This window comes from uncultured Rothia sp. (assembly GCF_916049665.1).
GTDB lineage: Bacteria > Actinomycetota > Actinomycetes > Actinomycetales > Micrococcaceae > Rothia.
The window spans coordinates 1-24,755 of record NZ_CAJZIE010000006.1; the positions used below are offsets into that span (position 1 = coordinate 1).

The following is a 24,755-nucleotide window of genomic DNA, read 5'->3' on the forward strand; positions in this document are numbered from 1 at the left end:
GGGTTCGGGGGAGTGCCTTTGGGATTCACGTCTTTCTTTGTTTCTGACGCATAGGGGAAGACTTTTCTGGGGGTTCGGTTTCGCGGCGGGTGCCCTTTCAAAGTGACCATTCCATCCTCTTCACCTCGCGTAGATGGTTCTTAGAGATGATGGTTTGGGCTTGCCCACATTTGTGATAGAGCGCCTTATCTTCCGTGTGTGCTCGCTGTGTCTGAATCAGCGGGTACGGTAAGAGACGCGAACCGCCTCCAGCGCGGTTCGAGGGAGTCGAAGGTGCAGACTGCTGTTTTCTTTCGGCAGTGTCTAAACCTTTGACCGCGCTATAGCGCCCGCCCGATTTTTATTCTGAAGATTTTCAGGGCTTATAACCAAAGGAATTGTAGTTGGCAAAGAATATTGTTGTCACCGATGAGTACGGTACGGCAGCTGCCGCACCGGAACTTGCAAACTTGAAGGTCGCGCAGTTGCGTGTCCTCGCCCAGCAGCTTGGTATCCGAGGGTATCTGAAGCTGAAGAAGGCTGAGCTGGTTCAGGCTCTTGAGGAGCATCAGCGTGGTGGCGCCGTAGCCGCTCCTGCTGCGCCCAAGTCTGAGGCACCTAAGTCTGAAGTGCCCGCTGAGGCTGCTGCTGAATCTGCTGATACCCCCGCTGCTGAGAAGGCTGAGGAGTCTAAGCCTCGCCGTACCCGCCGTACTCGCGCCCAGAAGGACGCCGAGGCGAAGGCAGAGAAGGCTGAGAAGACCGAAAACGCTGAGGTTGCTGAAGCCCCCGCTGAGGACGCTGAGAAGGCTGAAAAGGCTGAGAAGCGCACCCGCTCTTCCCGTTACGAGACTCCCGCTCAGAAGCGTGCGCGCGCTCGCCGTGCCGCTGAGGGTGAGGACGCATCGGCTGAGAAGTCCGAGAAGGCTGAAAAGTCTGAGAAGGGCGAGAAGGCTGAGAAGCGTACCCGCCGCACCCGCACCCGTAAGGATGAGAAGCCCGCTGAGCTTCCTCCGCTGGATGTGCGCGCTGAGCTGGCTGCTGAGCGTATTGGTGAGCGTTCGGAGCAGGTTGACCTGCCCGGTAACTCTGCTGAGTTGAAGGCTGCTACCGCTGATGGCACCGCTAGCCTGGACAGCCTGAACGCTGCCCTGGACATGACTTTTGGCACCCCCGATGGTGAGAAGAGCTCGAAGCGTACCCGCACCCGTGAGCGTCGCCGCGACCAGGATGGTGAGCGTACCGAGCGCCGCACTAAGCGTGACCGCCAGGCGGAGCGTGCAGAGCGCAATGCTGAGCGTAGCGAACGTGCCGAGCGTAAGGCTGCTGAGCGTGCAGAACGCGCAGAGCGTGCCGAGCGTACTGAGCGCCGTTCCAAGCGTGACCGCCAGGCTGAGCGCGCTGAGAAGCAGGCTCGTCGCCGCGAGGAGAACGAGCCTCGCCTGAGCGAAGACGATGTGCTGGCACCGATTTCGGGTGTGCTGGACATCCTCGATAACTACGCTTTCGTGCGTACCACCGGCTACCTGCCCGGCACCAACGATGTGTACGTTTCCCTGGCTCAGGTGAAGAAGTACAACCTGCGTAAGGGTGACCACGTGCTCGGTGCGATTCGCGTGCCGCGCGAGGGTGAGTCGAACAACCGCCAGCGTTTCAACGCCCTGGTTCAGGTTGAGGCGATTAACGGTCAGAGCGTTGAAGAGGCAGCTAACCGCCGTGTCTTCTCCAAGCTGACCCCGCTGTACCCCAAGGAGCGTCTGCGCCTGGAGACCACTCCCAAGAAGCTGGGTACCCGCGTGGTTGACCTGGTGTCCCCGATCGGTAAGGGCCAGCGTGGTCTGATTGTGTCCCCGCCGAAGGCGGGTAAGACCCTCATGTTGCAGTCTATTGCGAACGCGATTACCGTGAACAACCCGGACGTGTACCTGATGATGGTCCTGGTGGACGAGCGTCCTGAAGAAGTGACCGATATGCAGCGCACCGTCAAGGGTGAGGTTATTGCCTCGACCTTCGACCGCCCCGCTGAGGATCACACCACTGTTGCTGAGCTGGCTATTGAGCGTGCAAAGCGTATGGTGGAGCTCGGCTACGATGTGGTCGTGCTGCTGGACTCCATGACCCGCCTGGGTCGCGCATACAACCTGGCTGCTCCCGCGTCCGGTCGTATCCTGTCCGGTGGTGTGGATTCTGCCGCGCTGTACCCGCCGAAGAAGTTCTTCGGCGCTGCCCGCAACATTGAAGAGGGCGGCTCGTTGACCATTCTGGCTACCGCCCTGGTTGAGACCGGCTCGAAGATGGACGAAGTGATCTTCGAAGAGTTCAAGGGCACCGGTAACATGGAGCTGCGCCTGTCTCGCCAGCTGGCGGATAAGCGTATCTTCCCGGCGGTTGATATTAATGCTTCTGGCACTCGCCGCGAGGAGAACCTGCTCTCCCCGGATGAGATCAAGATTATGTGGGGTCTGCGCCGTGCCCTGGCGGGTATGGAGCCCGAGCAGGCTCTGGGCGTTCTGACCAACCAGCTGCGTAAGACTGAAAGCAACGTGGAGTTCCTTCTGACGGTTCAGAAGAACGGTCTGCGTCTGGTCGACTAAGGCTCGTATCTCACGCGCCCCACCTCCTCATTGTGGGTGGGGCGCGTGAGCCGTTCGTTTTGTGCATCCCGCTGTGAGGGATGAGAAATCTAGTGCCTGCCCGTGCGGCGTAAAGTGCGGGAGATGGAAGAGAGAACAGAATGTTTGAATCTATTCAGGTTCTGCTGGATGAGCACGCTGACCTGCAGAATCAGCTGGCTGACCCCGCCGTGCAGGCGAATCAGGGTAAGGCACGCCGTGTGGGCCGCCGATACGCGGAGCTGACCGGTATTGTGACTGCGTACAACAAGTACACTTCGCTGAAGGATGACCTTGAGGCTGCTCGCGAGATGGCTGATGAGGATCCGGACTTCGCGGCTGAGATTCCCGGTCTGGAGGAGGAGCTGGAGGTTGCTCAGGAGAAGCTACGCCGCCTGCTGATTCCGCGTGACCCGGATGATGGTCGTAACGTCATTCTTGAGGTGAAGGCTGGTGCCGGTGGTGACGAGGCGGCCCTGTTCGCTGGTGACCTGCTGCGCATGTACATGCGTTATGCCGAGCACAAGGGCTGGAAGACTGAGATTATTTCCTCGACCAGCACCGATGTTGGCGGTTACAAGGACGCCCAGATTGCTATTAAGGGTTCCTCGAACGAGCCTGCTGAGGGCGTGTGGGCGCACCTGAAGTACGAGGGTGGCGTGCACCGCGTGCAGCGTGTTCCGGCGACTGAGTCTCAGGGCCGTATTCACACTTCCGCCGCCGGCGTGCTGGTGTTCCCCGAGGTGGACGAGCCCGAGGAAATCGAGATTAACCAGAACGACCTGAAGATTGACGTGTACCGTTCTTCGGGACCCGGCGGTCAGTCGGTGAACACCACCGACTCGGCGGTGCGTATTACCCACCTGCCGACCGGTATTGTCGTGGCGATGCAGAACGAGAAGTCTCAGCTGCAGAACCGTGAAGCTGCGATGCGCGTGCTGCGTGCGCGACTGCTGGCTCACCAGCAGGAGCAGATTGACGCTGAGAACGCGGCACACCGTGCTTCGCAGGTGCGCACCATGGACCGCTCGGAGCGCATCCGTACCTACAACTTCCCGGAGAACCGCATTGCCGATCACCGTACCGGTTACAAGGCGTACAACCTGGACGCCGTGCTGAACGGTGACCTGGAGCCGGTGGTTCAGTCCGCTATTGAAATGGACGAGGCGCACCGCCTCGCTCAGGTGGGCCAGGAGCAGAAGTAGTTCCGTACAGAGGTAACGCTGCGTAGAAGTAGTTCCGCGCAGAGGTAACGCTGTACAGACGTAGGTTCTGTGCCACTCTTACTTGTGTCTTTGGGTTTGCGTTAGCAGACCGTCATAGGCGCGTGAGTTTAGCTTGATTGCTGAACTCACGCGCCTTTTTTGCGTCTGTCGTCGGGTGCCGAGCGGTGAATGACCAAACGCCGCGCGCGTTTGAAAGCTTCACCCTAGACTTGAGATACAACCGGTGTTGTGGCGAGGTTGATCGCGGGTGATAGCCCCCCGGTAGCGGTGTTCTTTGAAAAATGAATAGAGAAAAGATGGAAGCCGCTTTAGGGGTGTCGGGCAGTGTAGCCCGGCACCGGTAATTTTTGATATTTCGAGACTGATGATTTTTGGATAGCTATTTTTGGGTAGCTAATGAGCGAAAGGCAGAGAATATGGGCGTTATTGTTGACCTTCAACCGGGTGATGGAATCCTTGTCGAAATTATTGATTGGGATGACGGTAAAGATGGACGCGAGCTGCTTGTTCTTGAAGTTGTGGGAGTGGAGGGCTCAAAGTTCTCGGCACGATTGCTGAACCGTTCTCGTGTTGGCCAAACCTATGAGTATTGGGACGACCGGTACGTCTTTACCGGGGAGGTAAAGGAAGACGAACCCCTTGTTATCAGCCTGACCTGCTACAACTGGGAGGGTGAGAAATTTAGGTACCCCGTTAGCTGCATGTACGCTTTTTACCTGGGTGCGCCCGTCGACCATACCTCCGTCACAATGATGACGAGAGATGGCAAAGGTCGAGAAATCGTGTGCCGTATCGGTGACCATGTGCTGACCTCTGACGGTCCACGCACTGTGAAGGCGGTCTACGAGAACGTGGTTGTGGTGAAGGACCACAACTATGTTTATCTCGGTAGGTATCTGCAGAAGAAGCTGGGTTCTGACCACTGGCCGGATTCTAGGCACAGGCAGACGTGGAACTTTGGTGGTGCGGTGGCGTACATCGTACCTATTACCTCTGAATTGGCGGAGTCTCTGAATAATCTCAAATATTCAAAAGAATATGCGGAGCTTCAAGAGGACCATTCGGAGTTCTTTGAATGGGCGAATAGCGCTAGGAGTTACTGGTTCGGTTGGTGTTTTCCGCCGCTGGCTAATGAGCCGTATCCTTCTGAATTGCTGAATGCTACGGCTCCTCAGATGGTGCTGGCGCTGGTGGATTCGGGGTACTTCTTTAGCAGGTCCACCGACGTTTCCCCTCCAGAAGGGATTAGCCCGTCCGATCCGTTCAAGGTTTACCCCTCGTGGTATCAGGAATTGTACGATCGGAGCTGGCTAATGCGCACCGTTACCCGTGCGGTTGTCGACCGGTTGGAGTCACTCGCGGAGCTTTTGGGTCGGGAAACGAAAGAGACTACGCCGTTCGAGGTTCTTCTTTGGAAGGAAGCATCCTACCTAAAGGGAACATACGAGTACCTGTCTACCGGAATTCCCGGCGAAACATGCGGTGAAGTTTATTGCGATAGTGAGTGTGAGTACTGCGGTGGAGGTGACCCAAACTATCGGGGTGAGAGCCTCTGGTACTAGAGCAGAGTGTCTGCGGGATATTCGCGTAGACGCATAGCGTAGGGGAGGGGCGGCTGTGACAGGCTGTTGCGGCTACCCCTCCATCCTCGACAGAGGTGAATTTAGCTGGGTACTATTGTCTTCTTTTGAGAGGACGGATAGTCCGGTCTGAGAAACTAGCTAACCGCATCGACGAATGAGGGGATCGGAGGAGTGGTACTCTGTGAGGTGCTACTTAGTGAGGAAATATTGGTTGTGAAAGCAAACAATACGAGCCCGCGTAGCTGCCATTTAGGCTGTTTGATAGTAGTTCCTCTGATGAGACTTCTCAGGACAGAAGAGAGTGCAAGGAGAGCTCATGAAGGTGAATGTGCACGACCCGCGCGGAGAAGAGCTCGCGCAGGTAATCACGCGCGCCACCGCAGCACTGGCGCAGGTGCCCAGCCCCCGAGTCGACGCCGAGCTACTCGCCGCGCACTTGCTCTACGACGGCTCACGCTCACGCCTACAGCACGCCGCACTCATGGGGGAGCGGCTCACCCCCGCACAGGTCGCAGAGTACGAGGCGCTGATCGCCCGCCGCGCCCGCCGCGAACCGCTACAGCACATCACCGGCTCCGCTCCCTTCTACCGTCTAGAACTGGCAGTCGGACCGGGCGTATTCGTACCCCGCCCCGAGACGGAACTGCTCGTCGAAGAAGCCCTCAAAGTGCTGAGCGCACGCGCTGACACTGCACCCAGTGGGTTGCGCATCGTCGACCTGTGCACCGGCTCCGGTGCTATCGCCGCGGCGGTTAAGAGCGAGCTGCCGAATGCGCAGGTGTTCGCGGTGGAGCTCTCCGAAGAGGCCATCCCATACACCCGCAAGAACCTGGAGCCGCTCGGCGTGCACCTGGTTCCGGGGGACGCCCTCACCGCACTGTCCGAGCTCGCTGGAACCTTCGACGCGGTACTCTCCAACCCTCCGTACATTCCGCCGGCGAACGTGCCCGCCGACCCAGAAGCCGCCGTACACGACCCGGACATGGCGCTGTACGGCGGGGGAGAGGACGGCATGCAGATGCCCTCCGCTATTGCCGCCCGCGCCTTCGAGCTTCTTGCCCCCGGCGGCTTCTTCATGATGGAGCACGACGACACCCAGGAAGAAGCCGTTGCCGAACTCTTGGCACGTCTCGGCTTTGAGGGCTGCTACCCGGTGCGTGACCTGAATAATCGCCCGCGGCATAGCGTCGGATATAAACCGCGTCCACTAGAGCCTTTAGACTAGTAGATGCACCACCTAGCCCGCGCCGGGCTGCATGAAGGCAACGCGTCCGCCTCAGCAACCAGCTCAGAGCCGGCAAAATATGGTGAATGCTCGGAAGAGTGCTTCCGCATGGCGCGTTGTGGGTGCCGGCGCCTCGCCGCATCCAGAAAAACATGAGAGAATAAGACCCGTGACTGCAAAGCTGTACCCCGTAACGACTGAAACTGAGACCCGCGAGGCCATCGAGGTTGCCCGCGAGGCGCTGAAGGCGCACGACACGATTGTGATGCCCACCGATACCGTCTACGGTATTGCCGCCGATGCTTTCTCGCATCAGGGCGTTGCCAAGCTGCTGGCAGATAAGGGCCGTGACCGCACCATGCCGCCGCCCGTGCTGATCTTTGATCTTGCTGCGCTCGCCGGTGTGGTCGACGACGTTCCGGACGATATTTACGACCTGGGTGGCCGCTTCTGGCCCGGCGCGCTGACTCTTATTCTTCACGCGTACCCGTCGCTGAGCTGGGATCTGGGCGAGACCCGCGGTACCGTCGCCGTGCGTGTTCCCGATGACGAGTTCGCCCTGAAGCTGCTGACCGAGCACGGTCCGCTGGCGGTTTCGAGCGCGAACAAGACCGGTCAGGAGGCCGCACTGGACGCGCAGACCGCCATGGAATCCCTGGGCGAGGATGTCGCCGTGGTGATTGACGGTGGCACTCGCCCGAAGCCGCTTGAGTCTGAGCCGAATGAGGACGGCGTGGTTGTGGTGACTGAGCGTGACCCGGCACCGTCTACGATTCTGGATTGCACCTCCTTCCCGTATGTGGTGGTTCGTGAGGGCGCAATTTCGGTGGAGGAACTGCGTGAGGTTGTTCCGACCATTCTGACTCGTGCGGAGGCTGACGAGCAGGCGGCTCGTAAGGTTGAGGAAGCTGAGGCTGCTTCTTCCGTGTCGTCTGAGCAGGCTCCTTCTGAGCGTGCTCTGGACGATCAGGCTGACCTGGATGAGGCGTACGAGCAGTGGGACAGCACCCACACTGTGAGCGGTGAGCCTGCTCGTCGCGCTTCTGCACCGGCTGCTGGTTCTGTTGCGGCGTCCCTGCTGGGCGCTACGTCGGCTCTGTCTTCTGCTTTCAGCACTGGCGTGGATCAGGAGCGTGCACGCGGTTACCGCGATAACACTCCGAAGCCGGTTCGTGCGGATGAACCGCAGACCCACCCGGTTCCTGCTGACACTGCTCGTGCTCTGGTCTTTGGCGAGTCGAAGATTGAGGTTGCCGCTAAGAGCAAGCCTGCCAAGGAAGAAGCTAAGGCTGAAGAAGCTAAGACTGAAGCTGCTACGACCGAGGCTGAGGCAAAGACCGAGCAGAAGGACGCCCCGGAGGACCACCTCTAAACCTCTGCGCGTGTATGAACCCGGAGCATAAAAACCCGGCTGATAAAAACGTATAGGGAACCCCCGATATATCGTTCAGATATATCGGGGGTTCCCTTCTACTATGAGTCCTATAAGCTGTGCGCCCCTATGGTTGTGTTCCTATAAGGGGCACGTGCGCAATCTACTTCTTGTCGAAGCGGCGGTCCTTCTTCTTGCCCAGCGCGGTGTGGGCGTTGCGCAGTACTTCGCGTACGCGCGGGGTCGGCAGAAGGTTGTTGTCGCGTGCCCAGGAGTCGTCAATGCCCTGGCCGAACCACATAACCTCGACCTTACGCACGGAGCCTGCGAACTTGTCGTTCATCAGCTCGGAGACGGTGTAGCCTGCCTTGACGGCTGCGCGGCAGAGCCATTCGGGCAGGTGAATCGGCTTGCGGCGGCCTGCATCCAGCGTTGCGGAGGCGACGGTTGCGCCTTCCCAAGGCTGTAGGACGATGGCGGGTAGCTCGCCGGGGAAGGTGCCGAGCATGACCACGAATTCCGCGAGGGCGTGCACGCTAGAGACGGGCGACTTGCCGGTGCCTGCACCCGCAACGGATGCGAAGGGCGAGGACGCCATCTTGGCGAAGAGTTCGGTGGTGCGGCGGCCGCGGCCCTGCACACTGGTTGCGCGCAGGATGCACAGTTCGGGTGCGCTGTCGGGGTGCTCTTCGAGGAAGTAGTCCTGCAGGTCGAGCAGCGCTTCTTCACCGAGCGCCTTGGAGAAGGAATACGCGCTGAACGGGTTGGTCTCTTCGGAAGCGTCGAGTACGGGGCGCGGGCCCTGTACCGCTGCGGAGGAGAGATGGATGACGCGGCGCACACCGGTGCGCTGTGCGGCGATTGCGATCACTGCGGGTAGCAGTGCGTTTGCGCCGACGAGCGGGGGTAGGTCCTGCATGTTGGGTGCTGCGAGGCCCGCTGCGTTGACGACAACCTGTGCGCCCGCGAAGGCTTCTGCGAGGGAGTCGATGATGCCTTCAAGCTGGTCTGCTTCGTCGATGATGCTGTCTACGTCGAGGGCGCGGGTTGCGAGTCGAGGTGCCTCAATGGGGTCGACGCTGATACCTTCTGCGTTCAGTCGCGCGACGATGGAGGAACCAACGAAGCCGCTGGCGCCAATGACTTTCCACTTGGATTCAGACATCTCTTTTACCTCTCATGAGCCCGCGTACGTTGCGGGGAAAAATGGGGTCAGTTCAACTTTCCCATATTTGAACAGTTTATGGGGAATTTGTGGGGTTTTATTCGGTCTCTGGTCGTTTTTTCGCACGGGGTGCACAGCGCAAACACAGGCTGTGAAGCGGGTAGCTTGATGGATGCCCAAAAGTGGGTGTGCGGGTACGTCCGCTATGCGGATAAATCAACTGAATTCGGTTGTTTATTTGTCATATAAGGCGTCTTTTGGAGTGGTGGTTCACTCTCTAGTGGAGACCGCAGGTAGAATGTTTTCTTTGAGTGATATATCCGCGCGGTTGAATACCGCGGGCGCGAGAAACACCACAAGCGCCCAGATCGGCATGGGTATATCGCGTACCGGCTGATTCAGGCGCATCGCGCCGTGGAGGGAGAACTTATGGCAGAAAAGTACAGCGACGTGACCGCTTTTGCCCAGCCTTCTTCCGAACAGCTTTCTTCTCATAATTCTTCGAATGAGTACCCGCGCACGGTTGCCGTGGTGGTGACCTATAACCGCGAGGATCTGCTGCCGAAGACCCTCGCTGGTATCGCTTCTGGTGAGCGTGTGCCTGCGGCGGTGGTGATTGTTGATAACGCCTCCACGGATGGCACCGCCGAGTACCTGCGCACCCTGGACTATGAGCTGCCGGTGGATTGCATCCGCCTGGAGAAGAACATGGGTGGCGCTGGCGGCTTTGCGGTGGGCATTGACCGTGCCCTGGAGCGCCACAACCCGGACCTGGTGTGGGTGATGGATGATGACACCGAGCCGACCGAGAACACCCTGTCGGAGGCGGTTGCCGCCTGGCTGAACTATTCGCCGGTGCCTTCGCAACGCCCCGCGGTGGTGGCGTCTCGCGTGGTGTGGACGAACGGCGAGGACCACCCGATGAATACTCCGCGCACGATGTTTGCGGCGGGGGAGCAGCGTCATGCTCGTGCGCAGGCTGTGGGTGCCCGCCCGATTCGTAGCGCCTCGTTCGTGTCGATTCTGATGGATGCGCAAGCGATTCGCCGCAACGGTGGCCTGCCCATTGCTGAGTTCTTCATCTGGAATGACGATTTCGAGTTTTCGACCCGCCTGATTCATCACCGCGACGGCATCGCGGTGCCGTCCTCTGTGGCAAAGCATCACACGAAGACTTTTGGTACGACGAACGCCAACCCCGGCCCGCGTTTCTATAACGATGTGCGCAATAAGCTGTGGGTTTTCACCCGTTCGCGTACCTTGAACCCGCTGGAGAAGCTGCTCTATGGTGGCTCGTCGGCGCGTCTGTGGATTTCTACTGTTCTGCGTACCGATGACCGTCGCACCTACCTGGGATATTTCCTCAACGGTGTGCGTGACGGTTTGCGGGCACCCACCCCGAACCGCCAGGTGCTTGAGGGTATTTACCCGCTGACTTTCCCCGGCCGCTACGGCGTACCGGCTACTGCTAACGCCATTGACTCTGTGAAGGCGCGCGGTTGCGTGAGCTCCGCACCCGATTTCTCGGTGTTGATGAGCGTGTATGCGAAGGAGAACCCCGCCTACTTGGAGCAGGCGTTGGAGTCGAATCTGCTGAACCAGACTCTGCGCCCTTCGGAACTGGTTTTGGTGAAGGACGGTCCGCTGACCCCCGAGCTGGATGCCGTGGTGGACCGCTGGGTTCAGCGTGCCGAGGATCTGGATTGCCCGCCGATTCAGGTGGTGGAGCTGGCTCAGAACGTTGGTTTGGCGGAGGCGCTGAATGCCGGTCTGCAGGCGTGCTCCTACGAGCTGGTGGCCCGCGCTGATTCTGATGACCTATCCGAGCCGACTCGTTTTGCCCGTCTGATTCCTGCCCTGGTGCAGGGCGGCTACACGGTGCTGGGCTCTGCCATGCTTGAGGTGAACGAAAGCAATACTGCGGTGGAGTCGACCCGCGAGGCGATTGTTGATTCCGAGCGTCTGCTTAGCGCGATGGATTCGCGCAACCCGATTTATCACCCGTCGGTGGCGTTCGTGAAGAGCGCCGTGCAACAGCTGGGCGGTTACGAGTTCGTGCCCGGCGCTGAGGATTGGTGGCTGTGGATGCGTCTGCGCGATGCCGGCTACCGTCTGGGTAATATCCCCGATGCGCTGGTGCGTTACCGCGTGGGTGCGGGCGCGTACACGAAGCGCGGGGGAGTGGACGCATGGTTGCAGGATGTGGCGATTCAGCGTCGCCTGTACACCGGTCACGGTATTTCTAAGCTTCAGTGGGCTCAGAACATGGCGGTGCGTAGCGTGTACCGTTTTGTGCCTGAGCAGGCGCGCCGTTCGGCGTTCCGTGCGTTGTCGTCGTTGACGGCTCGTGCTTCTTCTCGTTCTTCTGGTACCGCATCTGAAGGAGGCATGTAGTGGCTCAGTTGAAACCTCACGCTCATGTGGTGATGAAGAAGGCGGCTCAGCGCGGCACGCTGGTGACGGAGGGCGACTCCGGCACAATGCTGGTGAACCGCCTCTACGAGCGTAAGCCGTGGTGGCTGATTGCGCAGGCTCTGATTGATTCGAGCGCGTGGCTGCTGGCGGTTTTGTTCGCGTACATGCTCCGCTATAGTGTGCTGCTCAGCAACGGTTCGGTGTTCGATATTATTCACCCGGCGTCGTTGACGATGACCGCTACTTTGGCTGTGGTGTTGCACCTGGTCATTGGTTTGGCGGGCGTGAAGATTTATAACGGCGTATACTCTTATGGCTCGTTTGACGAGTCGTGGCGTGCCGGTGCGGCTGCTTTGAGTGCGGGCGCGGCGTTGACCATTTTCTCCTTTGTGGATGAGTTGCTGGGCCTGCCTCATATTCCGCATAGTGTGCCTGCGATTGCGGCGGCGTTTAGCCTGATTATGATGGCTGGCGCTCGCATGGCGAAGCGTGTGTACACTGAGCGCGGTGCGGTGCGTGAGCTGACCGGCGAGCCCGTGATTGTGTACGGTGCCGGTTTTATCGGCGGCATGGTTATGGATTCGATGCTGCACGATGAGGAAGCGAAGCTCCGCCCGGTTGCAGTCTTCGATGATGACCAGCTGAAGGCTGGTACGAAGTTCCACGGCATTTCGGTGATTACGACTTACCGTGAGCTGGAGCAGGTGATTCGTGAGTCGGGTACCCGTAAGATTCTGGTGACGATTTCGGATATGTCGGAGGATTACTTCGAGTCCTTCTGCAACCGCATGCGTAAGCTTAAGGTTGAGGTTCAGCGTATTAGTAGTGCGAATGCTCGACTGATGGGTGAGCGTCTGATTACCGCGAGCGATAACGACCTGATGCGCGTGATTCGTGGCGAGATTAACTACGATATTGACCGCGATATTCTGCGTTCGTACCTGCACGGTAAGCGCGTGCTGGTTACGGGCGCGGGCGGTTCGATTGGTTCGGAGCTGTGCCGTCAGATTAGCGAGTTTGAGCCGGAGACCCTCATGATGCTTGATCATGATGAGACTCTGCTGATGGAGACGAAGGTTTCGATTACTCACGAGTCGAGCCTGGACGATGACCGCATTATTCTGGCTGATATTCGTGAGGGCGATAATCTGCTGGAGATTTTCCGTGACCGTCGCCCCGAGGTGGTGTTCCACGCTGCTGCGCTGAAGCATGTGTCGGCGCTGGAGGCGTACCCGCAGGAGGCGTGGAAGACGAACTCCTTGGGTACTCTAAACGTGCTGCGTGCCGCGGAGGCGGTGGGCGTGAAGACCTTCGTGAACGTTTCGACCGATAAGGCTGCCGATCCGAAGACTGCGCTGGGCCAGTCCAAGCGTGTGGCGGAGCGTTTGACCGCGTACTTTGGCGAGAAGACCGGCAACACGTACGTGTCGGTTCGTTTCGGTAACGTCTTTGGTTCGCGCGGTTCGATTAAGCCGCTCTTTACGAAGCAGATCCTCTCGGGTGGTCCGATTACCCTGACGGATAAGCGTGCGACCCGTTACTTCATGCTGATTACCGATGCTTGCCTGCTGGTGATGCTTGCCGGTGCGATTGGTCGCCCCGGTGAGGTCATGGTGTTGGATATGGGTCAGCCGGTCAAGATTCTGGACGTTGCCAAGGCGATGCGCCAGGCGTATGAGCGGTATGACGTGGAGATCAAGGAGATTGGTCTTCGCAAGGGTGAGAAGCTGGATGAGACTCTCTTCGGCGGTACCGAGAAGCTGGTACCTAGCGAGGAGAACCGGTATATTTCCCGGTCGAGTGCCCCGGCACTTGACCCTGATGAGCTCGATTATGAGCGGTGGATTCAGAACTATCGGGAGCATAGTGGCTATGAGCGTCATGGCCTGGAGCGTGCCCCGGATCCGCGTACTCTGGCGGATGCACAGACGTTCTAATCTTTGCGGAAAGACACCGGATGCTGCACTTGCGTGGCGGGTGCGGTATCCGGTGTTTTTCTCTTTGTACGGCACTAGACTCTGTGTGCGGTACTGGATTCTGTGAAGGTTAGCCCCGCGTCGGTGAATAGTTTTATAGAATACGAAGTAACCACACACTACACACACATCGTCCCTTAGCCGCGATTTTGGAGCTTGGTTCCAGCTTCGCCGGCGCCAATGCCTTGGAGCTGGTATGACCTCCTTTTCTGAGCTGTTGAGTATTTTTGCTCTTGCTTTTGTTTTGGGCGCCCTTTTGCCGTTTGCGGTGCGCCCAATTTTGCACCGCTACGACATGGTGGACGTTCCTAATGAGCGTTCTTCGCATACCGCTCCGACGTACCGCGGTATGGGTTTGGCGACTGCGGCGGCGACCTTTGTGGCGTTTGTTGCTGCTACCCTGTTCGGCTGGACGTACCGTTCTCCTGAGTCTTTGCAGCTGGCGGTGACGATTGCTGCGGCGATTCTGTGCGCTCTTGCCCTGGGTTGGCTTGAGGATATTCGTGGCGTGAGCATTGTGCGTCGTGCGGGTCTGCAGCTGGTGATTGGTGTGCTGGTGAGCGTGAGCTTCGCGACGGTGCAGGGCACGAATGTTCTGCTGCTGATTCTGGGTGCGATTTTTATTGCCGGCTACATTAACGTGGCGAACTTTATGGACGGTATTAACGGCATTTCTGGTGCTCACGGTCTGGTTGCCGGTTTGGCGTATGCGCTGACCGGTTGGATGGTAAACCTGCCGTGGCTGGCTCTGGCTGGTGTGGCTGTTGCCGGTGCTTTTGCGGCGTTCTTGCCGTGGAATGTGCGCCCGGGTAAGAACGTGTTTTTGGGCGATGCTGGTTCTTATGTTTTGGGCGCGGCACTGGGCACGTTGGCTGTGGGTGCGTGGTTTGCGGATGTTCCGTTCTTGTTGGCTTTTGCTCCGCTGATGACCTACCTTGCGGATGCGGGTACGACTCTGTTCCGTCGTTTCATGGCGGGGGAGCAGTGGTACAAGCCGCACCGTACTCACACGTATCAGCGTCTGACGGATGTGGGTTTCAGCCACCTGGGCTCGACCGCCGTGGTGACGGGTACGACCATTCTGGTGTGGGTGCTGTTGGCGTTTGCATCTGATTTGTATGCTTCGGGTGCCGTGCTGGCGACCGTGGGCGTGGTTCTGGTGGCTCTTGCTGTGCTCGCCGTGTACCTCCGCATGCCGCAGCTCTTTGGTGGCGAGGCTCCTACCTCCACGATTGACCTGTCGAAGCGTTTTGCTGCGGCACCTAAGGAGAAGAAGACTGTTTCGGAACCTGTTACCGGCTCGTTGACCTCGGCGACTGGCGTTCCGGCGACTCCTGAGAACGTGGAGCCGACCTCGCTGCATCCGGAGCCGATCATGCCGGATTCCGTGAAGGATCGTGCGGGTCGTCCTTCTTCTGCTTCCCCTTCTTCGACGCAGCCTAGTTCGGCTCAGTCGACTCAGAATCGTGGGGAGAAACACTAATGGTTTCTGAACACTCTAAACCTTCGGTTGAGGCTCCCGTAGAGCCTCTCTGGAGGCGCGTGGTCGACGTTCTGTGGTATCCGCCGGCGGAACGTAAGAGGCAGCAGAAACGCCGCCGAGAGCGTGCTCAAGCAGGTTTGAAGGCATCTTCCTTCGAGAGTCAAGAGCTTTCCTGGAAATTTTTGTTCTACAGGGTATCGGCTTACTCTCTGCTGGCTTGGTTGGGCGGTATGATGAGTGCGTACCTGTTTGCGGGCCCTGTGGGCGCGCTAGGAATAACATTGGGCTTTCTGATAATCTATATATGCTTCACTCTGGGCGTATTAGTTATGTTGGTTGCTCCCATTTTCGACTGGGGTGTACCCAAATCGCTGGTGGTGAGCTACCTTGTGAAGATTGCTCTGCTCGGTCTGGTATTGATGTTTGTGCCGTTCCCCGAGAATCTGAGGCACGGTTGGACTCTCGCAGGCGCATGTACCGGCGTGATTCTGTGGATTGTTATTGAAACAGTCAGCATCGCACGACTGAGAATTTTGTACTTCGACACCGACTCGGAAGACCATGGTCGGTAACACGATTGGTGTTTGAAAGGAAAAACGTTTGGCCGAAGAGAAGAAATGGTGGGACGGAGATAAAAAGCTCCGCACCACCGGAGAATTGGTATCTGACGGAGGTCTCTCCGGCGCCGTCATGTCGATTCTCTATCTGATCATCGGTGTAGCAGTGTGGGGAGGCATCGGTTACCTCGGTGACCTGGTCTTCTCCACCACCTGGCTGGTGTGGGTTGGCGTCTTGATTGGCGCCGTCGGAGGTTTGACCCTCGTCTTTACCCACATGACCAGGCAGAATAAAGACCGCTAGGTCATTGAACGCGGACCGCCAGGTCACACATTCATCCATGTAGTTAGCATGTCAGTCGTTTATAGGCAGACATGGGCTCTTGATAGCCACTAGCAGCAAGAAAGGACTTGCTTTGATCGAGAACGGGTTGATCCTCGCGGAAGCCTATGTGCCGCCGACCCCTGAAGACATGCATCTGCCCCCCTTCTTCACCATTGGTGATTTCGCTTTCGGTAAGCAGAACGTACTGATTCTGCTGTCCGTGGTGATTATTGCGGTCTTCTTCCTCACCGCAGCACGCAAGCGTGCCATGGTTCCCGGCAAGACTCAGTTCATCGCTGAATCCGGCTACATGTTTGCTCGTAACTCCCTCGGCAAGGAAACCCTGGGCGTTCAGCACTACAAGCCTTTCGTGCCGATTCTGTTCGCCTCCTTCTTCTTCGTTCTGGTGAACAACCTCTTCGGTTCGATTCCGTTCGTTCAGCTGCCCTCCTTCTCCCACCCCGGTAGCGCCTACGCACTGGCTGGCGTCGCATACCTGACCTGGGTTGGTGTTGGTATCAAGCGCAAGGGCCTGGGCGGCTTCTTCAAGGACATCACCATGCCTTCGGGCCTGCCGGTCTGGATCTACCCCATCCTGATCCCGATCGAGTTCTTCTCGAACCTGCTGATTCGTCCCGCAACTCACGCACTGCGTCTCTTCGCGACCATGTTCGGTGGTCACCTGGCGCTGATGGTTGCATCCAGCATGGTGACCTACATGGTTGAGACCCTGGGCGGCATCGGCTACCTGGCTGCTATTGCTCCCGGCGCTCTGGGCATGTTCCTGTACTTCCTGGAATTCATGATTCAGTGCATCCAGGCTTATGTGTTCGCTCTGCTGCTGGCTGTGTACCTGCAGGGCTCGGTTTCCGAGGGACACTAAACTCTCTAGTTTTTTAGGTTTTCGCGTTCGTCATTGGGCGTGAATAAAGCAACCCACACGTTCACTGTGCGGGCTATTAACTCAAATCAAACTCTGTTCGGTCCGGGTATGTTCCCGGTCGAGCACTGTTGAAAGGAAAAATAATGGTTGGTTCCATCACTGCGGTTGGCTACGGTCTGGCAGCTATCGGCGGCGGCATCGGCGTGGGTCTGATCTTCGCGGCATACATGACCAGCGTTGCTCGTCAGCCCGAGTCCCAGAAGACCCTGCAGCCCATGCTGTTCCTGGGCTTCGCACTGGTCGAGGCACTGGCAATTCTGGGCCTGGTTCTCGTCTTCATCAAGTAACCGGCTCTGCCACATCCTAAACGACCCATCCCATAGAACAGGATTCCCTCCATGATTTATCTGGCAAGCGAAGGGGGAGCGGAGGCAACTTCGAACCCCCTGATTCCCGACGTCGGGGAAATTGTCATTACCCTCATCGGATTCCTGATCCTCTACTACATCGTTGCTAAGTACGTTGTCCCGGCGTTCGAGAAGATCTACCAGGACCGTAAGGAAGCAATCGAAGGTGGCCTTGCCAAGGCCGAGAAGGCACAGGCAGAGGCTGCAGCGGCTCGCGATGAGTACAACCAGCAGCTCGAAAGCGCTCGACTGGAGGCTCAGAAGATTCGTGAAGAGGCACGCGCAGAGGGCGAGGCAATCATTGCCGATGCTCGTGAGCGTGCAACCGCTGAGGCTCAGCGCATTAGCGATAATGCAGCAAAGGCTATCGAGGCAGAGCGTGCGGCAGCAGCAGTGTCCCTCCGTTCCGAGGTTGGCACTCTTGCTACCACCCTTGCCGGCAAGATTGTGGGCGAAGCCCTCAACGATGATGAGCGATCGGCCCGTGTGGTAGATCGTTTTCTTGCTGACCTTGAAACCGAGAAGCAGAACGCAGGTGCGGCTCGGTAATGGCAGGAGTATCTACTGAATCACTGAGCAAGGTGGAAGAGGTGCTGGAAGCTCACGCTTCCCTGCAGCCCCTGAACCTGGCGAGCGAGCTTTTCGCTGTGGTTGATGTTCTCGACCACAACGGCACCCTGCGCCGTGCTGTCACCGATTCTTCGCGTGATGCAGCAGCACGTCAGGGTATCGCTAACACCGTCTTCGGCGGCAAGATCTCTTCTCAGGCTATGGCTGTTCTCACCAACGCGGTGGCTCAGCGCTGGTCTGATGACGCTGATCTGGCGAACGCCCTGGAGCGTGCAGCAGTGCTCGCCGTGACCGCATCGGCTCAGTCTCGCGGTGGCGTGGACGCCCTGGACGAGGTTCTCAACGAACTACTCACCTTTGTGCGTACCGTTGATTCCAACGCTCAGGCGCAGGAAGCGCTGTCCGACCATCAGGCAAGCAAAGAAGCAAAGAAGAAGCTCGCCGTGGCGCTCGGTGGCCCCGCCACCACCGCCGAAGGTGTGCTTCTGCTCGAACGAGTTGGCTCCAACCCCCGCGGCCGTCACGCTGCACGGGTAGCCGATGAGTTCGCAGAAATCATCGTCACGCGACAGAACCGTTACATTGCGCGAGTAACTAGCGCGATTGCGCTGTCGCAGGCACAGCTTGAACGTCTCGGTCGCGCGCTCAACGCCGTGTACGGCCGTGAGCTGAAGCTCGACGTTTCGGTGGACCCCGCCGTTCTGGGCGGTCTGCGTGTTCAGGTGGGCGACGAGGTGATCGACGGTACCGTCGAGACCCGCATGTCCGATCTGACTCGTTCCATCGGCTAGCGGCTCAAGCTAGCGACGCTGAACCGTTCGTCGCAACGGTGATTTAGAAGATACCTCGGGTAGCGGGTGCGTGGCTGATGCCTCCTTCGCAGAAGCGGCGGCATTGCCCGCCCGTTCAACCCGAATTGCAAGTTTCGGTTGGTTCCGTTGACGGAACGCAACCACAATGAGAGAGCAGGGACACAAGATGGCCGAACTGACCATCAATGCCGACGATGTCCGTAATGCGCTGAACGAGTTTGCAGCGTCTTACGAACCCGGCAATGCAGAACGTGTTGAGGTGGGTCGAGTTGTATCGGCCTCCGACGGTATCGCTCGTGTCGAGGGTCTTCCCTCGGTTATGGCGAATGAGCTGCTTCGTTTTGAAGACGGCACCCTCGGCCTCGCACAGAACCTGGATACCCGCAATATTGGTGTGATTGTCCTGGGTGACTTCACCGGTATTGAAGAGGGCCAGGTCGTACACCGCACCGGTGAGGTTCTCTCGGTGCCCGTTGGCGACGCGTACCTCGGTCGCGTTGTTGACCCCCTCGGTAACCCGATCGATGACCTGGGCCCCATCGAGGCCGAAGGTCGCCGCGCACTGGAGCTGCAGGCTCCCGGCGTGACCCAGCGTAAGTCGGTTCACGAGCCGCTGCAGACCGGTCTGAAGGCAATCGACTCGATGATTCCGATTGGTCGCGGTCAGCGTCAGCTGATCATTGGTGACCGCCAGACCGGTAAGACCGCTATCGCAATCGACACCATTCTGAACCAGAAGGACAACTGGGCTTCCGGCGACCCCGAGAAGCAGGTTCGATGCATCTACGTGGCTGTCGGCCAGAAGGCATCCACCATTGCAGCTGTCCGCCACACCCTTGAGACTCGCGGCGCTCTGGACTACACCACCATCGTGGCATCTCCCGCATCCGACGCAGCAGGCTTCAAGTACCTGGCACCCTACACCGGTTCGGCTATCGGCCAGCACTGGATGTACGGTGGCAAGCACGTCCTCATCATCTTCGACGACCTGTCGAAGCAGGCAGAAGCATACCGCGCTGTGTCCCTGCTGCTGCGCCGCCCGCCGGGACGTGAAGCATACCCCGGTGACGTCTTCTACCTGCACTCCCGCCTGCTGGAGCGTTGCGCTAAGCTCTCTGACGACCTCGGCGCAGGTTCGATGACCGGCTTCCCGATCATTGAAACCAAGGCAAACGACGTTTCCGCCTTCATCCCGACCAACGTCATCTCCATTACTGACGGCCAGATCTTCCTGCAGTCCGACCTGTTCAACGCTAACCAGCGTCCGGCAGTCGACGTCGGTATCTCCGTCTCCCGTGTTGGTGGTGCCGCACAGACCAAGGCTATGAAGAAGGTCTCCGGTACCCTGAAGCTGGAGCTGGCACAGTACCGTGCAATGGAAGCGTTCGCAATGTTCGCATCCGACCTGGACGACGCTACCAAGGCACAGCTGACCCGCGGTTCTCGCCTGACCGAGCTGCTGCGTCAGCCGCAGTACACCCCGTACGCAGTTGAAGAGCAGGTTGTCTCCATTTGGGCTGGTACCTCCGGTCACCTCGACGACATCGAGGTTTCCGACGTGCTGCGCTTCGAGGAAGGCTTCATCGAGTATCTGCGTCACAAGACCTCGGTACTGACCGATATCGCTTCCTCCGGCAAGCTTGAGGATGACACCGTTGCCGCGCTGAAGACCGCAGTTGCTGACTTCAAGCAGGGTTTCAAGTCTGAGGGCAGCAGCCACCTCGTCGACGCAGGTCACGAGGAGCACAAGGCAGCTCGCGATAGCGACATCACTCAGGAAACCATCGGTTAGCGATTAGTCCTCGCCTTCTCCCCGCCTCAGCTATGAGGCTGGGGCGGGGCAGAAAGCAAGGAGAAAGGAAGCTCTATGGGAGCCCAGATTAGGGTTTACCGACAGAAGATTGCTTCGACGTCGTCTATGAAGAAGATCTTCAAGGCGATGGAGATGATCGCGACCTCCCGCATTAACAAGGCTCGTAACGCTGCTCAGGCAGCCGGCCCTTACGCGAACGCTCTGACCCGCGTGGTGACCGCGGTTGCGACTCAGCACGGCATCAAGCACCCGCTGATTCACAAGCCGCACGAGTTCGGAACCTACGAACACCGCCGCTCCGCAATCCTGGTTGTCACCAGTGACCGCGGCCTGGCAGGTTCGTACTCCTCCGCTATCCTGCGTCGTACCGAATCTCTGATTGAGAGGCTGCGCTCTAACGGCCAGGAGGTACAGCTGTACCTGGTTGGCCGTAAGGCAAAGGCTTACTTCGAGTTCCGTGAGCGCCCCTACGCCCGTGCGTGGGAGGGCCACACCGATGCACCTCGCGTTGAAACCGCCGTCGAGATCCGTGACGCGCTGCTCGAAGCCTACGATCTGCCCTTCGAAGAGGGCGGCGTGGACGAACTGCACATCGTGTACACCGAGTTCAAGTCGATGGTTGTTCAGGAACCCAAGATCCTGCGCCTGCTGCCCATCCACGTGGGTGACGCAAAGGCTATGGGCGAGGAAATCGTTCCCGACCAGGAACTGACCAAGGCTGAGTACGAGCAGGCGGCATCCTTCGAGTTCGAGCCCTCCGCCGAGGAAGTGCTCAACGAGCTGCTGCCGCGCTACGTTGCATCCCGTATCTTCTCCTGCCTCCTGCAGGCAGCAGCAAGTGAGCTGGCATCCCGCCAGCGCGCAATGAAGACCGCAGGTGACAACGCTGAGACGCTGATTACCAAGTACACCCGTTTGATGAACAACGCACGTCAGGCGGAAATTACTCAGGAGCTCTCCGAAATCGTGGGCGGCGCAGACGCCCTCGGCTCCTAGTATTGGTACGCCAACGAAGCCATCAACTGTCCAAACTTTCTAAGTAAGTGAGAAATATGACTGCCACCTACAACGAATCGGTCTCCGCACCGACTCAGGGCGCAACGGGTCGTATTGCCCGCGTCATCGGCCCCGTGGTCGACGTCGAGTTCCCCGCCGGTCAGGTCCCCGAGATTTACAACGCTCTGACCACCGAGCTGACCCTCGACGGTCGCACCCGCACCATCACCTTCGAGACCGCACAGCACCTGGGCGACTCGATTGTTCGCGCTATCTCCCTGCAGCAGACTGACGGCCTGGTCCGCGGTCAGGCTGTAGTCGACACCGGCGCACCGATCTCCGTCCCCGTTGGTGACGGCGTGAAGGGCCACATCTTCAACGTTCTCGGTGACGCACTCGACGTGCCGAACTCCGAGATCAAGGCTGACACCTACTGGCCGATCCACCGTGCCGCTCCCGGCTTCGCAGAGCTGGAAGGCTCCACCGAAATGCTGGAGACCGGTATTAAGTCCATCGACCTTCTGACCCCCTACATCAAGGGCGGTAAGATCGGTCTGTTCGGTGGTGCAGGCGTGGGTAAGACCGTGCTGATCCAGGAAATGATTACCCGTGTGGCTCGTAACTTCGGTGGTACCTCCGTGTTCACCGGTGTTGGCGAGCGTACCCGTGAGGGTAACGACCTGTGGGTCGAAATGGAAGAAGCAGGCGTTCTGAAGGACACCGCTCTTGTGTTCGGCCAGATGGATGAGCCCCCGGGAACCCGTCTGCGCGTGGCACTGACCGGTCTGACCATGGCGGAGTACTTCCGCGATGTTCAGAACCAGGACGTGCTGCTGTTCATCGACAACATCTTCCGTTTCACTCAGGCAGGTTCTGAGGTTTCCACCCTGCTGGGCCGCATGCCCTCCGCAGTGGGTTACCAGCCGAACCTGGCGGACGAAATGGGTCTGCTGCAGGAGCGTATTACCTCCACCCGCGGTCACTCCATCACCTCCATGCAGGCAATTTACGTGCCTGCGGATGACTACACCGACCCGGCGCCGGCAACCACCTTCGCGCACCTGGATGCGACCACCGAGCTCTCTCGTGAAATCGCATCGCGCGGTCTGTACCCGGCAATTGACCCGCTGTCCTCCACCTCCCGAATTCTGGACGCACAGTACATCGGTCAGGAGCACTACGACACCGCAATTCGCGTGAAGGCTATTCTGCAGGAAAACAAGGAACTGCAGGACATCATCGCGATTCTGGGTGTGGACGAGCTCTCCGAGGAGCAGAAGATCGTCGTGGCACGTGCACGTCGTATCGAGCAGTTCCTCTCCCAGAACACCTACACTGCAAAGCAGTTCACCGGTGTCGAGGGGTCGACCGTTCCGCTGAAGGACACCATCGAGTCCTTCCAGATGATCTGCAACGGCGATGTGGACCACATCCCCGAGCAGGCGTTCTACAACATTGGTGGTATGGACGACGTTATGCGCCGCTACGAGGAAATCAAGGCACAGACTGGAGCTAAGTAATCATGGCTCTGAAAGTTGAAGTTGTTTCCCGCGAACGCGTCGTGTGGACTGGCGAAGCGAACTACGTTCGTGCACGCTCCGTCAGCGGTGACCTCGGCATCCTGCCGGGTATGATCCCCACCTGCACGCTGCTGGCACAGGATGGCGAGCTGCTCATTGAACCTGTTGAGGGTGAGACCATTAAGACCATCCTCAACGCAGGTTTCTTGACCGTCTCGAACGATCACGTGACCATCGCTGCAAAGCACGCAGAGATCTAAAGCCGGTTCCCCGTCAGGGGAATTGACCACTGTGTACACCTCGCCGGTGTTCCTCCCCGAAAGGGCAGGGGCACCGGCGATTGGTGTATCCGGGGCGGTGCATCTGGGCTAGATTATGTGCGCAGAAAGATTGTGTGCACAGGCCGACAGCGAGCATAGAATAAGGGGCGCCTCCCACAATATGGGAGGCGCCCCTCGATCTATATGTAGCCGCCTAGCTAGAGCCGGTTTATCTAGAGTCGTTTAGAACAGGCGGTCAGCAGAGTCGTCCACGCCGCGCATCGCGTCGTAGTCCAGGCTCACGCAGCGGATGCCGCGGTCCTCTGCCAGGGTACGAGCCTGCGGCTTAATCGTCTGCGCCGCAAATACGCCGCGCACCGGTGCCAGCAGCGGGTCACGGTTGAGCAGCTCCAGGTAACGGGTCAGCTGTTCCACGCCGTCGATATCGCCCACACGTTTGAGCTCGACCGCCACGGAGACGCCGTGTGCATCCTTCGCCATGATGTCGACCGGACCGATAGCGGTCGGGTACTCGCGGCGTACCAGCGAATAGCCCTCACCGAGAGTGTGGATCTGCTCGGCGAGCAGGCGCTGCAGGTCAGCCTCCACACCATCCTTGATGAGGCCGGGGTCGACACCCAGGTCGGTGGCGTGCTCGTGCTCAATCTTGTAGATACGAATCATGAGGCGGTCATCGCTCTTAGCCGCCTGAACGGTCCACAGCTGCTGAACATCGGACTCCAGGTCCTCACGGATGCTCTGCGGAACGTCCTCACGCTCAGCCACCAGCAGGGAGCAGGGAGGGCTCATCCAGTTCAGGGGCTTGTAGGAGCCGCCGTCGGAGTGAATGAGGACGGAGCCGTCATTCTTGACCATCAGCAGGCGGGTAGCGCGGGGCAGGTGGGCGCGGAGGCGGCCCTCATAATCTACGGAGCATTCAGCAATGACAATACGCATCCGTCCACTCTAGCAGGTACAAGTGTTTGGCTCTAGCAGGTGAGGGTATGAGCTAGGGAACCTGAGCTTGGAACAGGTCGCGGTACGGAGTGCGGTGCGGGGCACAGTAGGGAGGTGCGGCACAGGGCGGGGGAGTACCGCCTCAGCATGAGTACCACGCCAGTATGAGAAAGAGCGTAGAGCGAACAGCGGCAGGGCCGGTAGGTAGAGATAGCTGAGCGGCGCGGTAGAATAGGGCTCATGGCACGTAAGAATCATCCCGGCAGGCGAGCATCCGGCACCACCAGCGATAAGTGGCACCGTCAAGCACCCGCAGGGCGTGATATCAGCAGGATTCTGGACCCTGCACCTCGACTGGAACGTGACCGATACGGTGATTGGCTGGTGCAATACATTCCCGCCGTCAACGCCCAAAAAACCTACACCTGCCCCGAATGCTACCGCCCGATTCCGCCCAGAACCGCGCACCTGGTGGTGTGGCAGGAAAGCCACACGATGGGCCGTAGTCGCGCCATTGATGAGCGCAGGCACTGGCATCAGCACTGCTGGCGCACCCGCCGCAAATAAGCTGAATACTGCACTTTAGGTGCAGCCCAAGACCCAAGATCCTAGCCCACAT

At 58.8% G+C, this 24,755-nt stretch carries 21 protein-coding genes; 19 read left to right on the top strand and 2 right to left on the bottom strand.

All coding sequences use genetic code 11. The annotated features are described in order from the left end of the window. Positions 1-383: 383 nt before the first annotated feature. From rho to QZ540_RS01020, 5 genes are all read left to right on the top strand, one after another. On the top strand, positions 384-2,573 hold the full coding sequence (rho, locus tag QZ540_RS01000; RefSeq protein ID WP_294627048.1) for a transcription termination factor Rho: 2,190 nt from the start codon (positions 384-386) through the stop codon (positions 2,571-2,573). A 140-nt stretch (positions 2,574-2,713) separates the two neighbouring features. Continuing rightward, positions 2,714-3,796, top strand: a complete 1,083-nt coding sequence (gene prfA / locus QZ540_RS01005) for a peptide chain release factor 1 (protein ID WP_005507792.1) — start codon at positions 2,714-2,716, stop codon at positions 3,794-3,796. 437 nt (positions 3,797-4,233) lie between these two features. Beyond that, entirely contained in the window at positions 4,234-5,379 is a 1,146-nt protein-coding gene (locus tag QZ540_RS01010; protein WP_294627049.1) for a hypothetical protein, read from the top strand. A gap of 337 nt (positions 5,380-5,716) precedes the next feature. Continuing rightward, positions 5,717-6,625, top strand: coding sequence for a peptide chain release factor N(5)-glutamine methyltransferase (gene prmC, locus QZ540_RS01015; RefSeq protein WP_294627050.1), 909 nt, complete (start codon positions 5,717-5,719; stop codon positions 6,623-6,625). Positions 6,626-6,794: 169 nt separating this feature from the next. Further along, a complete protein-coding gene (locus tag QZ540_RS01020; RefSeq protein WP_294627051.1) occupies positions 6,795-7,997 on the top strand; it encodes an L-threonylcarbamoyladenylate synthase in 1,203 nt (400 codons plus the stop codon). A gap of 163 nt (positions 7,998-8,160) precedes the next feature. Here QZ540_RS01020 and QZ540_RS01025 read toward each other — a convergent pair whose 3' ends face one another. Continuing rightward, a complete protein-coding gene (locus QZ540_RS01025; RefSeq protein ID WP_294627053.1) occupies positions 8,161-9,162 on the bottom strand; it encodes an NAD(P)-dependent oxidoreductase in 1,002 nt (333 codons plus the stop codon). A gap of 429 nt (positions 9,163-9,591) precedes the next feature. Between QZ540_RS01025 and QZ540_RS01030 the strand changes: the two genes are divergently transcribed. The 13 genes from QZ540_RS01030 to QZ540_RS01090 all read left to right on the top strand — a co-directional run bounded on the left by QZ540_RS01030 (position 9,592) and on the right by QZ540_RS01090 (position 23,179). Then, a complete protein-coding gene (locus QZ540_RS01030) occupies positions 9,592-11,556 on the top strand; it encodes a glycosyltransferase (RefSeq protein WP_294627055.1) in 1,965 nt (654 codons plus the stop codon). Then, entirely contained in the window at positions 11,556-13,514 is a 1,959-nt protein-coding gene (locus QZ540_RS01035) for a polysaccharide biosynthesis protein (RefSeq protein ID WP_294627057.1), read from the top strand. Before QZ540_RS01030 ends, QZ540_RS01035 begins: the two co-directional genes overlap by 1 nt. Positions 13,515-13,749: 235 nt before the next feature. Then, complete coding sequence (locus QZ540_RS01040) at positions 13,750-15,036, top strand: glycosyltransferase family 4 protein (RefSeq protein ID WP_294627058.1); 1,287 nt, start codon at positions 13,750-13,752, stop codon at positions 15,034-15,036. Further along, the gene (locus tag QZ540_RS01045) at positions 15,036-15,608 is read left to right on the top strand and encodes a hypothetical protein (protein WP_294627060.1); all 573 of its coding nucleotides are present in this window, start codon (positions 15,036-15,038) and stop codon (positions 15,606-15,608) included. Before QZ540_RS01040 ends, QZ540_RS01045 begins: the two co-directional genes overlap by 1 nt. Positions 15,609-15,636: 28 nt before the next feature. After that, positions 15,637-15,897, top strand: coding sequence for a hypothetical protein (locus QZ540_RS01050; protein ID WP_005506464.1), 261 nt, complete (start codon positions 15,637-15,639; stop codon positions 15,895-15,897). 112 nt (positions 15,898-16,009) lie between these two features. Continuing rightward, positions 16,010-16,801 (top strand): F0F1 ATP synthase subunit A, encoded by a 792-nt coding sequence (gene atpB / locus QZ540_RS01055; RefSeq protein ID WP_005507804.1) that lies wholly within the window; start codon positions 16,010-16,012, stop codon positions 16,799-16,801. Between the two features lie 143 nt (positions 16,802-16,944). Beyond that, a complete protein-coding gene (atpE, locus tag QZ540_RS01060) occupies positions 16,945-17,148 on the top strand; it encodes an ATP synthase F0 subunit C (RefSeq protein ID WP_005506461.1) in 204 nt (67 codons plus the stop codon). A gap of 51 nt (positions 17,149-17,199) precedes the next feature. Then, positions 17,200-17,757, top strand: a complete 558-nt coding sequence (locus QZ540_RS01065) for a F0F1 ATP synthase subunit B (RefSeq protein ID WP_294627062.1) — start codon at positions 17,200-17,202, stop codon at positions 17,755-17,757. Further along, positions 17,757-18,569, top strand: coding sequence for a F0F1 ATP synthase subunit delta (locus QZ540_RS01070; RefSeq protein WP_049354850.1), 813 nt, complete (start codon positions 17,757-17,759; stop codon positions 18,567-18,569). The genes QZ540_RS01065 and QZ540_RS01070 overlap by 1 nt, the downstream gene beginning before the upstream one ends. Positions 18,570-18,756: 187 nt before the next feature. Next, positions 18,757-20,382 carry a F0F1 ATP synthase subunit alpha gene (gene atpA, locus QZ540_RS01075; protein WP_294627064.1) on the top strand — a complete coding sequence of 542 codons (1,626 nt, stop codon included), beginning with the start codon at positions 18,757-18,759 and terminating at the stop codon, positions 20,380-20,382. Between the two features lie 75 nt (positions 20,383-20,457). Then, entirely contained in the window at positions 20,458-21,399 is a 942-nt protein-coding gene (locus QZ540_RS01080; protein WP_005506457.1) for a F0F1 ATP synthase subunit gamma, read from the top strand. A 56-nt stretch (positions 21,400-21,455) separates the two neighbouring features. After that, entirely contained in the window at positions 21,456-22,919 is a 1,464-nt protein-coding gene (atpD, locus tag QZ540_RS01085) for a F0F1 ATP synthase subunit beta (RefSeq protein WP_005507810.1), read from the top strand. Between the two features lie 2 nt (positions 22,920-22,921). After that, positions 22,922-23,179, top strand: coding sequence for a F0F1 ATP synthase subunit epsilon (locus QZ540_RS01090; protein WP_294627066.1), 258 nt, complete (start codon positions 22,922-22,924; stop codon positions 23,177-23,179). A gap of 243 nt (positions 23,180-23,422) precedes the next feature. Here QZ540_RS01090 and nucS read toward each other — a convergent pair whose 3' ends face one another. Next, positions 23,423-24,136 carry an endonuclease NucS gene (nucS, locus tag QZ540_RS01095; RefSeq protein ID WP_005506450.1) on the bottom strand — a complete coding sequence of 238 codons (714 nt, stop codon included), beginning with the start codon at positions 24,134-24,136 and terminating at the stop codon, positions 23,423-23,425. A 240-nt stretch (positions 24,137-24,376) separates the two neighbouring features. Between nucS and QZ540_RS01100 the strand changes: the two genes are divergently transcribed. Beyond that, a complete protein-coding gene (locus QZ540_RS01100) occupies positions 24,377-24,703 on the top strand; it encodes an ATP/GTP-binding protein (protein ID WP_080562540.1) in 327 nt (108 codons plus the stop codon). The last annotated feature ends 52 nt before the right edge of the window (positions 24,704-24,755 follow it).

What these genes read in the sequence shown, in the direction of transcription:
- prfA (WP_005507792.1), top strand. Translation starts at nt 2,714, where the DNA reads ATGTTTGAATCTATTCAGGTTCTGCTGGATGAGCACGCTGACCTGCAG.
- QZ540_RS01010 (WP_294627049.1), top strand. Translation starts at nt 4,234, where the DNA reads ATGGGCGTTATTGTTGACCTTCAACCGGGTGATGGAATCCTTGTCGAA.
- prmC (WP_294627050.1), top strand. Translation starts at nt 5,717, where the DNA reads ATGAAGGTGAATGTGCACGACCCGCGCGGAGAAGAGCTCGCGCAGGTA.
- QZ540_RS01025 (WP_294627053.1), bottom strand. Translation starts at nt 9,162, where the DNA reads ATGTCTGAATCCAAGTGGAAAGTCATTGGCGCCAGCGGCTTCGTTGGT.
- QZ540_RS01030 (WP_294627055.1), top strand. Translation starts at nt 9,592, where the DNA reads ATGGCAGAAAAGTACAGCGACGTGACCGCTTTTGCCCAGCCTTCTTCC.
- QZ540_RS01040 (WP_294627058.1), top strand. Translation starts at nt 13,750, where the DNA reads ATGACCTCCTTTTCTGAGCTGTTGAGTATTTTTGCTCTTGCTTTTGTT.
- QZ540_RS01045 (WP_294627060.1), top strand. Translation starts at nt 15,036, where the DNA reads ATGGTTTCTGAACACTCTAAACCTTCGGTTGAGGCTCCCGTAGAGCCT.
- atpE (WP_005506461.1), top strand. Translation starts at nt 16,945, where the DNA reads ATGGTTGGTTCCATCACTGCGGTTGGCTACGGTCTGGCAGCTATCGGC.
- QZ540_RS01065 (WP_294627062.1), top strand. Translation starts at nt 17,200, where the DNA reads ATGATTTATCTGGCAAGCGAAGGGGGAGCGGAGGCAACTTCGAACCCC.
- QZ540_RS01070 (WP_049354850.1), top strand. Translation starts at nt 17,757, where the DNA reads ATGGCAGGAGTATCTACTGAATCACTGAGCAAGGTGGAAGAGGTGCTG.
- atpA (WP_294627064.1), top strand. Translation starts at nt 18,757, where the DNA reads ATGGCCGAACTGACCATCAATGCCGACGATGTCCGTAATGCGCTGAAC.
- QZ540_RS01080 (WP_005506457.1), top strand. Translation starts at nt 20,458, where the DNA reads ATGGGAGCCCAGATTAGGGTTTACCGACAGAAGATTGCTTCGACGTCG.
- atpD (WP_005507810.1), top strand. Translation starts at nt 21,456, where the DNA reads ATGACTGCCACCTACAACGAATCGGTCTCCGCACCGACTCAGGGCGCA.
- QZ540_RS01090 (WP_294627066.1), top strand. Translation starts at nt 22,922, where the DNA reads ATGGCTCTGAAAGTTGAAGTTGTTTCCCGCGAACGCGTCGTGTGGACT.
- nucS (WP_005506450.1), bottom strand. Translation starts at nt 24,136, where the DNA reads ATGCGTATTGTCATTGCTGAATGCTCCGTAGATTATGAGGGCCGCCTC.
- QZ540_RS01100 (WP_080562540.1), top strand. Translation starts at nt 24,377, where the DNA reads ATGGCACGTAAGAATCATCCCGGCAGGCGAGCATCCGGCACCACCAGC.